This is a genomic window from Nonomuraea terrae (genome assembly GCF_004348995.1).
Lineage (GTDB): Bacteria > Actinomycetota > Actinomycetes > Streptosporangiales > Streptosporangiaceae > Nonomuraea > Nonomuraea terrae.
In genome coordinates, this window is sequence record NZ_SMKQ01000005.1 from 87,241 (window position 1) to 101,443 (window position 14,203).

The following is a 14,203-nucleotide window of genomic DNA, read 5'->3' on the forward strand; positions in this document are numbered from 1 at the left end:
CTCGTATGTCCGCGCCTCCCGTGGTTGACCTTCCCATCGAGGACGAGCGGTTGGCGCTGGACGTGGCCAACGGGCTGGCCGCGGTCGAGAAGCTCCTGCGCTCGTCGGTGGAGACCGAGGACGCCTTCGTCACGGAGGTGTCCAAGCACCTCATCGAAGCCGGCGGCAAGCGGTTCCGCACGTTGATGGTGCTGCTGGCGGCGCAGTTCGGAGACCCGTCGGCGCCGGGCGTCGTGCCCGGCGCCGTGGTCATCGAGCTGACCCACCTCGGCTCGCTCTACCACGACGACGTCATGGACGAGGCCGAGGTGCGCCGCGGCTCCCCGTCCGCCAACGCCCGGTGGGACAACACCGTGGCGATCCTCACGGGCGACTACCTGTTCGCCCAGGCCTCCGACCTCCTCGCCGACCTCGGCCCCGAGCTGATCCGCATCCAGGCGCAGACGTTCTCCCGCCTGGTTCAGGGGCAGATCCGCGAGACGGTCGGGCCGCGCGAGGGCGAAGACCCCATCGCCCACTACCTGTCCGTGCTCTCCGACAAGACCGGCTCGCTCATCGCCGCCTCCGGCCGCTTCGGCGCCCTGCTCGCCGGCGCCCCGGCCGACGTGGAGGAGCGCCTCAGCCGCGCGTGCGAGGCGATCGGCGTGGCCTGGCAGCTCGGCGACGACCTGCTCGACGTCGCCTCCTCCGGCGCCCAGTCCGGCAAGACGCCCGGCACGGACCTGCGGGAGGGCATCAAGACCCTCCCCGTCCTGTACGCGCTCGCCGCCGGCGACTCGCCGCGCCTGACCGAGCTGCTGTCCGGCCCGGTGCCCGAGGAGCACGTCGAGGAGGCGCTCACCCTGCTGCGCGCCCATTCGGCGATGGCCAGGGCCCACGCGGAGCTGGACGCCTGGGTCGACCGGGCCCGCACCGACATCTCCGGCCTGCCCGACATCCCGGCCAGGAGCGCTTTTCTCGCCCTATGTGACTACGTGGTCGAGCGCAGCGGCTGACCTGCGGTTCCGGGCGGCCGTGCGCGCCGCCCGGAGGCTGTCGTACGTGAAGACGGCCAGGGCCAGCCAGACGATCGAGAACCCGATCCACCGGCTGGACGGCATGACCTCCTTGAAGACCAGCACGCCCGCCGCGAACTGCAGGACCGGCGCGATGTACTGCAGCAGCCCCATCGTGCTCAGCGGCACCCGGATGGCGGCGGCGCCGAAGCAGGCCAGCGGCACCGCCGTGATGAGCCCGGCGCCGACCAGCAGCACGGCGTGCCAGGCGCCCTCCTGGCCGAACGTGCCCGTGCCCGTCCCGTGCAGGAACAGCAGGTAGCCCACGGCGGGCAGGAGCAGCACCAGCGTCTCGACGGCCAGGCTCTCCGTGGCCTGCACGTTCGCCCGCTTCTTGACCAGGCCGTACAGACCGAAGCTGAACGCCAGCGTCAGCGCCATCCAGGGCAGGCGACCGTAGTCGACGGCCAGCACGAGCACCGCGAGAGCCCCGAACCCGACCGCCGCCCACTGCAGCGGACGCAGCCGCTCGCGCAGCAGCACCACCCCGAACAGCACGTTGACCAGCGGGTTGATGAAGTAACCGAGGGCGCCCTCGACGACGTGGCCGGTGTTGACCGCGTAGATGTAGGTGCCCCAGTTGACGGTGACGATCACGGCGGCCAGCGTCAGGAGGGCCAGCTTGCGGGGCCGGCGGAGGAGCTCCTTGATCCAGGACCAGTGCCGGCGCACGGCGAGCGCGGCGAGCACCGCGACCAGCGACCAGGCCACGCGGTGAGCGAGGATCTCGATCGCGCCCGAGGGCTTCAGGAGAGGCCAGTAGAGGGGGAAGAGCCCCCACATCGTGTAGGCGGCGATCCCGTAGAGCACACCGCGCCGGTGGTCAGGCATGTAACCAATCTTCGAGCATTACCACCTTTAAATACAAATTTCGATGCCTGTACGGAAATGTGTAGACACGCTTAAGTGTTGGTGCGTGTGTAGGCTGGCTGGAGACCTATGGAGGTCGCGCTATGGGCTGGATGTTCGGCAACAAGACGTCGATGGTGCGCCCGGAGGACGCCCTTCCGGGCCGAGCAGAGCGCATGCCCGTGCCGGCCCGTCACGCGGTCCTCGACGCGCCGCTCGCCCCGCCGTACCCGGAAGGTCTGGAGGTCGCCGACTTCGGCCTCGGCTGCTTCTGGGGCGCGGAGCGCATTTTCTGGCAGACGCCCGGGGTCGTCACCACGGCCGTCGGCTACCAGGGTGGCTACACGCCCAACCCGACGTACGAAGAGGTCTGCAGCGGCCGAACCGGGCACGCCGAGGTCGTCCGGGTGGTCTTCGACCCGGCGAAGGTGTCGTACGAGGAACTGCTGAAGGTCTTCTGGGAGGGCCACGACCCGACCCAGGGCATGCGCCAGGGCAACGACGTCGGCTCCCAGTACCGCTCGGCGATCTACCACCACTCGCCGGAGCAGCAGAAGGCCGCGGAGACGTCGCGCGACGCGTACCAGCGCGTCCTGAACAAGGCCGGCTACGGCGAGATCACCACCGAGATCACCTCAGCGGGCCCCTTCTCCTACGCCGAGGACTACCACCAGCAATATCTGTACAAAGTGCCCAACGGGTACTGCGGCATCGGTGGAACTGGTGTGGCCTGTCCGGTGGGCCTGACCTTCGGCGAGGCCTGAGCCTAATGTGGGCCCAAGGATCGCGGTTCTGTGCAGAAAGATATACAGTTCATGTATGACTGTTCTGCGCGACGCTACTGAGCTGAGCGTCACAGAAGCGGCCCATCGAGGGGTGGCCCGCCTGGTGGCTGATGCGGAGCAGGGGACCGACCTGGTGGTCACCCGCAGACATCAGCCGGTGGCGGCCGTGGTGAGCATTCGTCGACTCAATGAGTTGGAGGAGGCCGCGGCTGATCTGCGTGATCTTGCGCTTGTGCTCGCTCGGTCGGTCACGGACACGGGGGAGCGGGTCTCGCTCGATGACGTGCTTGCCGCCTTCGGGCAAACTCGCGAGTCGCTGGCCGCCATCCCGGACGATGAGTGAGTCGTGTCCGACGTCGTCTTTACGGCGCCGGCGGTCGACGACCTCCGACGCATTGGCCCAGATGCGGTGCCCAAGGTACTCAAGAAGATCCTTCTCCTGCTGGATAATCCTGAGGCCGGTTACCCGCTCGGTGGGGAACTGACCGGTTTTCGGAAGCTGGTGGTCGGCCGTAACACCTGGCGTGTCGTCTACCGGATCACTGAGGACAAGTCGGTGGAGATCTGCGAGGTGTGGGCTGTCGGTGAGCGTGCCGACGCGGAAGTCTACGCGGAGGCGACAGCGAGGGTTCGCGAGGCGGGTGCTGCCCGTCCTGAGCTTGTCCAGCTCGGCCAGGTGATCGAGCGTCTCGGCACGCTAGCCGATCATCTTCGGATTGAGGAAGCACCCCCTAGAGAACCGGTTCCGGATTGGCTGGCGGACCGGTTGATCTACACGGTTGGGATGGCCCGCGAGGACGTTGCTGCTCTTGATCTTCAAGAGGCTGTCGACCTGTGGGCGGAGCACCGGTCCAGGCCTCATTAGGTCGCACATCTATTGCTTGAAGCGAAGCGCTACCACCAGCAATATCTGTACAAAGTGCCCAACGGGTACTGCGGCATCGGTGGCACCGGAGTCTCCTGTCCGGTCGGTCTGACCTCCGGTGACGCGTAAGGCATGCGTAGCGGCCCGTCCTTGTACAGAGCGGGGACCCGGATTTTGCTACTTCGAGTAGTAAACTGAGCGCATGAGCATGCCAGAGCGAGACTTCGCCCCGGGAGACGGCCCGGCCGCCAAGGTCAGTGTGTCTCTGAGAACGGGCAACATTCGCGCTGTCCGAGAGCGAGTCGGGGCCCGCGGATTTTCCGCCTACGTTGATGCCGCTGTGGAGCGTCAGATCGAGCGGGATCTCCTGGAGGAGGCCGTGCAGGCGAACGAGGCCGCCTCTGGGCCGATCCCGCAGTCCTTGCGTGATGAGGCGGCGGAGTTGTTCCGCCGCGTGAAGTCGGCGCCCGAACTCCAGGAGGAGGACGGATGGCGCGCGCACGAAGCCGATTGAGCGCGGGCACCGTCGTTCTCGATTGCGAGGGGCTCGTGAAGTGGTGCGAGGCCGACCAGCGAGTGACGGCGTTCGTACGGGAGGCGCAGGACAACGATTTTCGGGTTGTGGTCAGCGCCATGACACCGATCGAGACACAAGACGTTCGGGTCAAAAGCGATCGTCTCTGGTGGTATCTGTCCCGGTTGAAGATCGAGCCGGTGACCGAGGACATCTCCTCGCGAGCGATCGAGCTTCTTCGAGATGCTCGCCTGCACGGTCACAAGTACGCCATCGATGCTGTGGTCGCGGCCACCGCACTGCGCTCGGTACGCCCTGCCATCGTCCTGACGTCTGACGAGCACGACATGAGCAAGCTGTGCGGGAAAGCAGTGCAGGTGGTCGCTGTCTAGGCTGCTTGCGGGCCGTGCGGGAGTCTCTGAATCTATTGCAGGAGGTGAGCCGCTACCACCAGCAATATCTTTTTAAAGTTCCGAACGGCTACTGCGGCATTGGCGGCACTGGCGTGGCCTGCCCGGTCGACCTGACATCCGGCGACGGTCGTCGCAGGGACGACCTAGAGAAGCCCGCGGTCTCCGGCCCAGCCCGGAAGCTCAGGTCCTGTGCAGGGAAGGCGCATCCCAGAGGCTCGTAGAGCGTCCACGTGGTTGCAAATCTCGACCAGAGTCATCTTGCCGAGCCTCTGCAGCCGGGTCAGCAGCCATATGGTGCCGTGGATCTCAAGTCCGTTCGCCCGGCCGACCCTCGTCGCGTCTCGGTCATCCGTGAGTGCGACCAAGCCATGCACCTGAGCCGCTGCGAAGATACTGGCTTCTCCCTTGTCGTAATCGTCGCTGGTGCCGAGTAGCTGGCTCCATGTGTCGAAGGCGATGAGCTCTTCGACCGAATCCTGAGGTTGGATTTGCAGCCACTCAAGTTCCGTAAGGCGCCGCAGCAACGGACACTCATCGGAGTGTTTGCCCAGCTCGTCGGCAACGACAAGAGTCGTGGACATCTCCGTGACACTTGCTCCTAGAACATCGAGCCGGTCGGCCTTGGCAAAGTGAAGGAGCACCATGGTGTCGGTCACGAGCGGAGGCAAAGGACCGCCAGGCTTCGATTCGGTCACGGGTGCTCATCCGTCTCAGCTGTCGGAGGCAGATCTGTCTCGCTTTCGAGCTGTCCGTGCATGAGCTCCAGAGCTCGGTGACTAGTGATCCGACCGTTCTTGTACGCCGTCATCACCGCGTGGGCGAAGATTGGAGATACGCGGATCTCGTCCAAATCCGGCTGAGGTGTCCAGCCCAGGGAATCCCTGAACTCCGCGAACGTCGGTGGACAGGTCCGCAGATCCTTCTCTTCGTTCTGGCTTATTGCATTGGCGACTCTTGCCTGCCGCAGCGCGAGACTCCAGGACGTCCGGTACTCCGCCGCGAGACGAACCAACTCTGCCCTGGTGAGGGCGGTCGATGTCACAGCACGCCGGATCGCCTCAACCGGCAAGAGAAGCTCAGCGGCGAAGGCGTCTATCACGGCTTCTCGAGCTTCTCGGGAGGTGCCTACTCCCAGGTCGGTGGAGTATTCATCGCCCAGGATAAGGTGCCCGAGTTCATGGGCGGCAGTGGTGCGCCGCCGTCCGGGATCACCACTGATGCTGACGACGGCGGCAGCCACATCACCGTCTACCGCCGAGGCACCTTCTCCAGAAAGATCGGTCACCAGGACGAACTGGCCACACTGTTCACACAGGCCGGCGAGCGATTCGATGGGGGCGAGCCCCAGATTCAGTTCAGCTCTCAGCCACCGGGCTGCATCTGCAGCCGTCGCTGGTCCATCGACCTTGCCGTTGTATCGCTTGATGGGGATGAGTTCTAGTGCCCCGAGAGAAACCAGGAGTCGGATCTCCCGAATCCAGGCCGCGAGAGCCACATCCATGCGATAGGAAACCTGTGCGGCAGGTGACGCCGTGTCCTCGGTCAGAGGCGGGCGGTGGGACATTACGGCTGGAGGCGCGCTGAGGAAATGACCCATTGGAAGATCGAGCGCCCGGGCCAGTCGGACGAGTTCCAGGGCGTCGAGACGCCTTGTGCCGGCCTCGATCTTACTGACCATGGTTCTGTCCAGGCCGGTCAGCTCGGCCAGCTGCTCCTGGGAGAGCCGCATGGCTAGCCGGGACTCGCGGACTCGTGCCCCGATGTCGGTCCAATCCAGCGTGCTCATGGTGCGATAATCGCACACTCGTCGGTGAGGTGACCACCGATGCGCACCTCGAGTGCGGCTTCTTTACCCAAGGCTGCCGCCAAGGTGTGCCATGGCCAGTCGGTCCGCTGCTCATTACCATCCACTCCGGCGTCCGCGAGCTTGAGGCGGACCTCCGCTACCACGTCACCGGCCACACCGGGGCAGGCCGCGGCGGCAGCGACGCCAACACCACCGCGGCGCTCGACTCGATCGTGCGCCTGGTCCACGGCGTCGACGACGACACCGCGCGGGACGCCCGTGGCCCCCTCGGCCGGTGGATCGAGCAAACCCGTCAGGTGCGCGACATCGGCGAGAGCGAGAAGTGGATCCCGATCCACGTGCCACGCGGCCAACTGCCGCCGGAGTGCCTCTACCGCGGCACCTACTCGCTGCGCGTCGCCCAAGAGTCCGGCCGCCACATCGGTGTCGGCCCGTCGAGCTCCGCGGCGCGCACGGCCAGTTCGCAGGCGATCAGCATCAGCTCTGTCAGATCATCTTCGGGAGGATTCGCGGCGATGGCGGCGACGCGGGGATGACGCGCGACCACCTCCCGCAGGTTCTCTCTCAGCGCCAACGGGGGTCTGACGGCTGGTTCCTTGGCTTCCTCACTCTCGACTCTCAGTACGAGGTGCATTCCCTCTTTCCACGCGTGGTTGATGCGTACGCCGGAGATCTGTTCCGCGAGGGCGAACGACGCTGCCAGCCAGTCGTCCCGCCACTGCTCCGGCGTGACGCTGTAGGTCTGCGCCCAGGCCAGGTGTTCCGGCTCGGCCGCCCGCCGAACACCTGCACAAGGTCATGGATGCCGGCGCCGCGGACCCAGGTAATGGACGCCGGATGATCGAATATGGAGCGGCGCCGTGGCCTACATCGAAGTTGAGCTGTTCGGCGGCGCAGGCAGTCAAGCCGCTGTCGTGTGGGAGTCGGGCCGTGTTGTGATGGTTCCGTACATGGTCGAGGACCTTGTCGGGCCCGCGGATGCCTGGCCGGTCAACGCCGCCTTGGCGAGGCTCGGTGTCCGCTCCGATGGACGGTCCCGCGACCTGTTCGCGGCCGTGGGGCTGGGTTGCCATCGGGACACCGACGACTGGGCGATGCACCACGGCGAACATTGCCGGCGTTGATCTGTTTCGGAGCGGCACCTGTCCGGCTCGCCGGACTTCTGGTGGGGGGTGACGTGGTCGGATGATGCGGCGGGTGCCTGCCGGTGCGGCGCTGGTGATGTCGTCCGCACCGGTGGCCTTGGCCGGCCACGGCTGAGAAGTCAGAGGAGTTCGGGTGTCAGGTCTGGGGCCGGCATGTCGGTGTCGAAGGGGAACAGCGGTCGCCGCACGTTGTGGTGCCCGAGGCGTGGCAGGTCCTGGTCGACGCCTCCGGGGGTGAGGGCCAGTTTCCAGTCGGCGGCCAGGTCGTAGAGTTCGGGCTCCAGGTAGCCGATCTTGACGATCACCAGGTCGGTCTCGGCGGGGTCGAGGTCCAGCCGGGTGAAGTCGGCGATCTCGTGGTACGGCTTGCGGCGCGAGGTCAGGATGGCGCGCAGCCCGCCCGCCTCGATCACCGCGATGTCGCCTCCGACCGGGTCGTCGCGCAGCAGCGAGTAGACGGTCCCGGACAACTCGACCGGGCCGGCGGGGCCTGAGTCGATCTTTCCGCCCGCGTGCACGGTCACGGGCGCGCCCTGGCCCGCGGCGCATGCGACGGCGACCGCGTCCGGATCGACGATGCTCGCGTAGATCCCGCTCACCGCGCCCGAGCGCAGCTCCTCGACCTGGAGAAGCTTGCCGAGTGTGGCGGACACGTCGCCGGCGCCGCCCGCGGTCGGATTGTCGCCGGAGTCGCTGATCAGGAACGGCTTGGCCCCGGCGATGCCCGCCGCGACGCATTCCTCCAGCGTGCCGGTGGGGGCGACGAACGCGAAGTCGTCCCTGGCCTGCCAGTACGCCTCCGCCAGCTTGCGTGCCTGCTCGGTGATGACCTGCCGGTCGTCGCCGGTGACCACGACGGCGGCGCGGCAGCGGGGCTCGTCCGCCCAGGCGTATCCGACCCAGATCGCGGCGTCGAGCACGCCGGGCATCGCCTCCACTTCGGGTACGCGGGCGTAGATGCTCTTGGCCGGCTCGATACGTGTGCTGGTCTTCTCGCCGGGCAGCAGCACCGGCACCTGGATCCATGCCTTCAGCGGCCGGCCACCGTCGCGCAGCCGGGTGACGAGGTTGCGGGCCGCGCGTTCCCTGGACTCCCACGCGTCCTCGTGCGGCGCCATGCGGTAGCAGGTGATCAGGTCGACGGCCGTGGCCAGCTCGCGGGAGACGTTGCCGTGCAGGTCCATCGAGGTGGAGATCAGGGTGTCCGGGCCGACCGCCGCCCGCACGGCCTGCGCGAGCCGGGCCTCGGCATCGGTACGGCCGACGACGCTCATGGCGCCGTGGATGTCGAAGAACAGCCCGTCCAGCGGCCCGGCGGCGGTGGCGCGGGCCACGATCTCGGCTTCCAGTTCGTCGTACACCTCGGGCTCGACGGCGCCGCCGGGCAGCGACACGGCGTGCAGCAGCGGCAGCCAGGTGACGTCGGCGGACCACGGCGGCGGCTCCTGGATCCAGGAGTACCGGGCGAGCAGCGCGTCGTCGCGGGTGACCCTGAAGTCGGACAGGCCGGTGCGATGCGGTGAGAAGGTGCTCGATTCGATGGCGATGCCGGCGATGCCGATGCGCAGTGATGTCACGGAGATTCCTTGTGTCAGGAGGTGGGCTAGGTCAGTGCCTCTTCGGCGACGAGCCGGCCGATGCCGAGCAGCCCGGCGTCCGGGCCGGCGGTGCTCACCTCGATGTCGAGTTCCTGCGTGGTGAGGGGAAGGCAGCGCTCGTAGAGGACGCCGCGGGCCGCGGCCACGAACAGATCGCAGCTGGACAGTGTGCCGCCGAGGATGACCGCCTGAGGATTCAAGAAGTTCACCACCGGGGCCAGGACCTCGCCGAGATTGCGGCCGGCGAAGCGCACGTTCGTGGTGACGGTCGGATTGCCGTCGAGGGCCAGGCGCACCAGGTCGGTGGTGTTGCGCACGTCGACGCCGTCCCGCCGTACGGCCGCGACCAGGGCGGCGCCGCTGGCGATGGTCTCCAGGCAGCCGAAGTTGCCGCAGCTGCACGGCTGGTCGCCGCCGGCGGGGACGCGCAGGTGGCTGATGTCGCCGGCTATCCCGCGCGCGCCGCGGCGCAGCCGGCCGTCGATGACGACCGCCGCGCCGACCCCGGTGCCGGCTTTGACGTAGATGAAGTCGTGCAGCTCGGGGCCGCGGGCGGCCGCCTCGCCCACCGCCATCAGGTTCGCGTCGTTCTCGACCACGAGGGGCACCCCGAAGCGCCGGGCCAGCCAGTCGTGTACGGCGAAGCCGCTCCACCCGGGCATCCGGGAGGGGCCGATCACCGTTCTGGTCAGGCTCACCGGTCCGGGGAGACCGATCCCGATGCCGCGTATCGGCCGCCCCGCCCCCAGCTCTTCGAAGGCTCCGGCGACCTGTTCCAGGACGGCTTCTGGACCGGTCGCGATGTCGACCTCGATGTCCTGGATCGTGTGGGGGCGGCCGGATCCGTCGAGGGTGGCGATGCGGCCGTGGTGCCCGCCGAGGTCGGCGCCGAGGATCACCTCCTGGCCACCGCGTACGGACAGCAGGCGGGGCCGCCGACCGCCGCGGGAGCTGCCTTCGCCTGACTCCTTGAGCAGGCCGGAGTCGAGGAGTTCCTGGACGTGGGCCGAGATTGTCGAGGGGGCCAGCCCGAGCGCGCGCGACAGTTCGGCCCGGCTCGTGGCCCGGCCGGACGCGACGAGCCCCATGATCTGCGCGGCCGACATTCTGGCTCCTTCGCGGTTGCTGATCCGGCTGTCGTGGTCCGGCCACGGCGTGGATCAACGAATCGAACTAAGTCTCAACTTACTTCGATTCCGAAGGTTAGGTAAGCAAGTTGGGTTGGACGATAGCAAAACGAGATTCTGTCGGTCTACCACAAACCGGACAAACGACAGCACGTGCCCCCAAAGCGACACTGCGTAGTGGAGGGACTTTATTCGGACAAAGGTTGTTTTTGGGAAAAGTAGCGGAGTATCGTCGCCGCCAACGTCTAGCCGCACGTCGCAGACGATGCACGCCTTCCAGGAGCCCCGATGAACAGATCCCTGCGCCCCTCTCTGAGAGCCGCCCGCCCGCTGGCCGTACTCGGTGTGGCCGCGACGCTCCTGGCGGCCGGATGCTCGTCGGGCGGCTCCGGAACGGCTCCGGGTGACCCGGCGAACGGGGGCACGCCGCAGCAGGGCGGCTCGGTGACCTTCGCCATGCCGCCGAACGCCACGCCCAACTGGATCTTCCCGATCGCCACCCCCGGTCACACCCAGGCGTACAACGGCACGATCCGCCAGCAGGTCTTCCTGCCGCTGTACGTCTACGACGGCACCGACACCAGCAAGCCGGACGTCAAAGCGGGCGCCGCGGAGCTGCCGAAGTACTCCGAGGACGGCAAGTCGGTCACCATCACCATGAAGGACGACCTCACGTGGGCCAACGGTGAGAAGGTCACCGCCAGGGACGTGGAGTTCTGGTTCAACCTGATCAAGGCGAACAAGGAGAAGTGGGCCACCTACAACGAGGGCCAGTTCCCCGACAACATCGCCAAGTTCACCTTGGTCGACGACAAGACGTTCACGATGGACCTGACCCAGGCGTACAACCCCGACTGGTTCACCGCGAACCAGCTCACGCGCATGTCGCCGATGCCGCAGAAGGCATGGGACATCCAGGAGGCGGGCGGCCAGGTCGGTGACTACGACCGCACCCCCGAGGGTGCCAAGAAGGTCTTCGACTACCTGATCGGCGAGGCGGGGAAGCTGTCGGAGTACGCCACCAACCCGTTGTGGAAGGTGGCCGACGGCCCGTTCACGATCAAGGAGTTCACCACCACGGGGCAGGTCACCCTCGCCAAGAACCCGAAGTACACCGGTGAGGACGCGGCGCACCTGGACACCGTCACCCTCAAGCCGTTCACCTCGGCGCAGGCGGAGCTGAACGTGCTGCGCTCGGGCGGCGTCGACTACGGTTACCTGCCCGCCCTTGCCCTGTCGCAGCAGAAGACCATCGAGAGCATGGGGTACAAGGTCGAGCCGTGGGACGGCTGGGCGATCACCTACATCCCCTACAACTTCAACAACCCGGAGATGGGCCCGGTCTTCAAACAGCTCTACATCCGGCAGGCGGTGCAGATGTCGGTCGATCAGGACACGATCGCCCGGGTCATCTGGCACGACCAGGCCACTCCTGGCTACGGCCCGGTGCCGCAGGTCCCGCCGGGCTCCTACCTGGGCGAGAAGCAGAAGACCAACCCGTACCTGTTCGACCTCGACAAGGCCAAGGCGCTGCTCACCTCGCACGGCTGGGAGATCCAGAACGGCGTGGCCACCTGTACCCGGCCGGGCGGTGGCGACGACCAGTGCGGTGAGGGCGTCGAGCAGGGCACGCAGCTGAAGTTCCAGCTGCTGACCGAGAGCGGCAGCACCGAGACCGACAACACGATGCAGGAGTTGCAGTCGTCGCTGTCCAAGATCGGTATCGCTCTGTCGATCAAGTCGGAGCCGTTGAACTCGGTGCTCGACCACTCGCCGGTCTGCAAGCCCGAGGAGGCGGCCTGCTCCTGGCAGCTGTCCTTCTTCGGCACGCAGGGCAGCTGGTACTACCCGGCCTACCCGAGCGGCGAGGACATCTTCGCCGGCGACGCCGGCACCAACCTGGGCAGCTACAGCGACCCCAAGGCCGACGAGCTGGTCAAGGCGAGCACGAGCAGCACCTCGCCGACGGCCATGCAGGACTACAGCAGCTACCTGGCGGAGAACCTCCCGGTGATCTGGATGCCGAACCCCGCCTACCAGGTGTCGGCGATCAAGAAGACGCTGGGTGGCGTGGTCCAGGACCCGATGGCCGGTATGACGCCGCAGCGCTGGTACCTGGTCAAGTAAGCGAGATCCGCCGCTGGGCCGGCCGCGCATCGGCCCAGCGGCCCAACCCTGGTCGGAGGCTCCCTCGTGACCCGCTTCCTGGCAAAGCGGATCGGGCAGGCGCTCGTCGTCGTCGCACTGGTGACGGTGATCGTCTTCCTGCTGCTGCACACGGTCCCCGGTGGGCCCGCGCGCGGCATCCTCGGTCCGCAGGCCACCGCCGCGGCGATCGCGGCGTTCAACCACGAGCACGGCTTCGATCGCTCCCTGCCGGAGCAGTACTGGATGTACGTCAGCGGGCTGCTCCACGGCGACCTCGGCGCCTCGTACACGCTGAACCAGTCGGTGAGCTCGCTGATCGAGCAGCGCATCCCCAAGACGCTGGTGCTGACCGGGCTGTCCACGCTGGTGGCGTTGCTCGTCGCCATCCCGCTCGGGGTGTGGCAGGGGCGGCGGCGCAAGGGCCTGACCGATTACTTCATCACCACGCTGGTGTTCATCGGGTACGCCACCCCGGTCTTCTTCCTCGCGCTCATCCTCGTGATCGTGTTCGCGGAGAAGATCCCCATCCTGCCCGTGCAGGCGCCGCAGGCGGAGACACTGGCGGGATTGTTCGCCGACTCGCGCGGGCTGGTCCTGCCGATTCTCGCCGGAGCGATCGCCAGCGTCGCGGTGTTCAGCCGCTACATGCGCTCCGCCGTGCTGGACAACCTCGCCGAGGACTACGTACGGACCGCGCGGGCCAAGGGAGCCTCAGAACGGCGGGTCGTGTGGTTGCACATCATGCGCAACTCGCTGACCCCGATCGTCGCGATGCTCGGTTACCAGCTGCCGGTGCTGTTCTCCGGCGCGCTCGTCATCGAGTCCGTCTTCAACTACCCCGGTATGGGGCTGCTGTTCTGGAACGCCGCGCAGACGTCGGACTATCCGATCCTGCTCGGCGCGGTGCTCGTGATCGCGGTGGCCACCGTCATCGGGTCCCTGATCGCGGACATCCTCCAGGCGTTCATCGATCCCCGGGTCCGAGGAGCTATCAAGTGACCGCTTCAGTGCCGTCGCCCGTCGTCGCGGCGCAGCCCGCCCCGGTGGTGGGACCGTACCGGCGCATGGTCCGGCTCTTCTTCGCCAACCGGCTCGCCGTGACCGGGCTGGTGCTCCTCGCCCTGCTCCTGCTGTTCTGCTTCGTCGGCCCGCTGGTGCACCCCACCGACCAGATCCACACCCAGCTCGCCGACGCCAACCTGGCGCCCGGGGTCAAGGGTCATCCGCTCGGCACCGACGACGTCGGACGTGACGTGCTGGGCCGGCTGATGGTCGGAGGCCAGACCTCGCTGGAGATCGGCATCGCCGCCGGGCTGCTGGCCACCCTGATCGGCACCGTGTGGGGCGCCGTCGCGGGATACACCGGCGGCTGGCTGGACGCGATCATGATGCGGGTGGTGGACGCGGGCATCGCCATCCCGGCCCTGTTCCTGCTCCTCGTGAGCGCGACGATCTTCCGGCCGACCGTGACGACGCAGATTCTGATCATCGGGTGCGTCTCGTGGCTGGTGCCGGCCCGGCTCGTGCGCGCCGAGGCGCTGTCGCTGCGCAGCCGCGACTTCGTGCAGGCGATGATGGCGATGGGCGGCAGCCATCGCCGCGCGGTGTTCCGGCACATCATCCCGAACGCCATCGGCACCGTCGTCGTCAACGCCACCTTCCAGGTGGCCGACGCGATCCTGCTGGTCGCCTACGTCAGCTTCCTCGGACTCGGCGTGGCCCCGCCCGCGACCGACTGGGGCGCGATGCTGAGCAACGGCATCTCCTACACCTACGACGGTTACTGGTGGCTGATCTTCCCGGCCGGCATCGCCATCATTCTCGTGGTCTCCGCCTTCAACTGCATCGGCGACGGCCTGCGCGACTCGTTCGAAGTCCGGCTGCAGGGCCGATGAGG

The 14,203-nt window shown here is 67.3% G+C and carries 16 protein-coding genes and 2 pseudogenes; 13 read left to right on the forward strand and 5 right to left on the reverse strand.

The window, feature by feature from the left end:
- Positions 1–5 precede the first annotated feature (5 nt).
- Positions 6–995, forward strand: coding sequence for a polyprenyl synthetase family protein (locus E1286_RS03490; RefSeq protein ID WP_132608813.1), 990 nt, complete (start codon positions 6–8; stop codon positions 993–995).
- Here the strand turns inward: E1286_RS03490 and rarD are convergent.
- A complete protein-coding gene (gene rarD / locus E1286_RS03495; protein WP_132608814.1) occupies positions 963–1,886 on the reverse strand; it encodes an EamA family transporter RarD in 924 nt (307 codons plus the stop codon). The two genes, E1286_RS03490 and rarD, sit on opposite strands and share 33 nt — an antisense overlap.
- A 131-nt stretch (positions 1,887–2,017) precedes the next feature.
- On the opposite strand from rarD, the gene msrA reads away from it, so the two are divergent.
- From msrA to E1286_RS49835, 7 genes and pseudogenes are all read left to right on the forward strand, one after another.
- Entirely contained in the window at positions 2,018–2,668 is a 651-nt protein-coding gene (gene msrA / locus E1286_RS03500; RefSeq protein ID WP_223189517.1) for a peptide-methionine (S)-S-oxide reductase MsrA, read from the forward strand.
- A gap of 55 nt (positions 2,669–2,723) precedes the next feature.
- Entirely contained in the window at positions 2,724–3,032 is a 309-nt protein-coding gene (locus E1286_RS03505) for a type II toxin-antitoxin system prevent-host-death family antitoxin (protein WP_132608816.1), read from the forward strand.
- Positions 3,033–3,035: 3 nt separating this feature from the next.
- Positions 3,036–3,554: a type II toxin-antitoxin system RelE family toxin gene (locus tag E1286_RS03510; RefSeq protein ID WP_132608817.1), complete on the forward strand. Its 519-nt coding sequence runs from the start codon at positions 3,036–3,038 to the stop codon at positions 3,552–3,554.
- Positions 3,555–3,575: 21 nt separating this feature from the next.
- A pseudogene (locus E1286_RS49830) lies at positions 3,576–3,683 on the forward strand (peptide-methionine (S)-S-oxide reductase MsrA); the annotation flags it as partial.
- A gap of 73 nt (positions 3,684–3,756) precedes the next feature.
- A complete protein-coding gene (locus tag E1286_RS03520; protein WP_187368106.1) occupies positions 3,757–4,068 on the forward strand; it encodes a hypothetical protein in 312 nt (103 codons plus the stop codon).
- The gene (locus tag E1286_RS03525; protein WP_132608818.1) at positions 4,044–4,460 is read left to right on the forward strand and encodes a PIN domain-containing protein; all 417 of its coding nucleotides are present in this window, start codon (positions 4,044–4,046) and stop codon (positions 4,458–4,460) included. Before E1286_RS03520 ends, E1286_RS03525 begins: the two co-directional genes overlap by 25 nt.
- Before the next feature lie 53 nt (positions 4,461–4,513).
- Positions 4,514–4,606, forward strand: a pseudogene (locus tag E1286_RS49835) (peptide-methionine (S)-S-oxide reductase MsrA); the annotation flags it as partial.
- 18 nt (positions 4,607–4,624) lie between these two features.
- On the opposite strand, the gene E1286_RS47505 reads toward E1286_RS49835, so the two are convergent.
- Together E1286_RS47505 and E1286_RS03535 are read right to left on the reverse strand one after the other, a co-directional pair.
- Positions 4,625–5,137, reverse strand: coding sequence for a PIN domain-containing protein (locus E1286_RS47505; protein WP_165969543.1), 513 nt, complete (start codon positions 5,135–5,137; stop codon positions 4,625–4,627).
- A gap of 35 nt (positions 5,138–5,172) precedes the next feature.
- Positions 5,173–6,267, reverse strand: a complete 1,095-nt coding sequence (locus E1286_RS03535) for a helix-turn-helix domain-containing protein (RefSeq protein WP_246074394.1) — start codon at positions 6,265–6,267, stop codon at positions 5,173–5,175.
- Between the two features lie 29 nt (positions 6,268–6,296).
- Here E1286_RS03535 and E1286_RS03540 point away from each other — a divergent pair, with 29 nt between their 5' ends.
- Positions 6,297–6,824: a hypothetical protein gene (locus E1286_RS03540; protein ID WP_132608820.1), complete on the forward strand. Its 528-nt coding sequence runs from the start codon at positions 6,297–6,299 to the stop codon at positions 6,822–6,824.
- A 324-nt stretch (positions 6,825–7,148) separates the two neighbouring features.
- Complete coding sequence (locus tag E1286_RS03545) at positions 7,149–7,412, forward strand: hypothetical protein (RefSeq protein ID WP_132608821.1); 264 nt, start codon at positions 7,149–7,151, stop codon at positions 7,410–7,412.
- A 140-nt stretch (positions 7,413–7,552) separates the two neighbouring features.
- On the opposite strand, the gene E1286_RS03550 is transcribed toward E1286_RS03545, so the two are convergent.
- Both E1286_RS03550 and E1286_RS03555 read right to left on the reverse strand, forming a co-directional pair.
- Positions 7,553–9,010: a M81 family metallopeptidase gene (locus E1286_RS03550; RefSeq protein ID WP_132608822.1), complete on the reverse strand. Its 1,458-nt coding sequence runs from the start codon at positions 9,008–9,010 to the stop codon at positions 7,553–7,555.
- Between the two features lie 26 nt (positions 9,011–9,036).
- Positions 9,037–10,137, reverse strand: coding sequence for an ROK family transcriptional regulator (locus E1286_RS03555; protein ID WP_132608823.1), 1,101 nt, complete (start codon positions 10,135–10,137; stop codon positions 9,037–9,039).
- Positions 10,138–10,446: 309 nt separating this feature from the next.
- Here E1286_RS03555 and E1286_RS03560 point away from each other — a divergent pair, with 309 nt between their 5' ends.
- The 3 genes from E1286_RS03560 (at position 10,447) to E1286_RS03570 (ending at position 14,201) form a co-directional block, all read left to right on the forward strand.
- Positions 10,447–12,285: a peptide ABC transporter substrate-binding protein gene (locus E1286_RS03560; protein WP_132608824.1), complete on the forward strand. Its 1,839-nt coding sequence runs from the start codon at positions 10,447–10,449 to the stop codon at positions 12,283–12,285.
- Between the two features lie 66 nt (positions 12,286–12,351).
- Entirely contained in the window at positions 12,352–13,305 is a 954-nt protein-coding gene (locus E1286_RS03565) for an ABC transporter permease (RefSeq protein ID WP_132608825.1), read from the forward strand.
- The gene (locus E1286_RS03570) at positions 13,302–14,201 is read left to right on the forward strand and encodes an ABC transporter permease (protein ID WP_223189509.1); all 900 of its coding nucleotides are present in this window, start codon (positions 13,302–13,304) and stop codon (positions 14,199–14,201) included. Before E1286_RS03565 ends, E1286_RS03570 begins: the two co-directional genes overlap by 4 nt.
- Positions 14,202–14,203 lie beyond the last annotated feature (2 nt).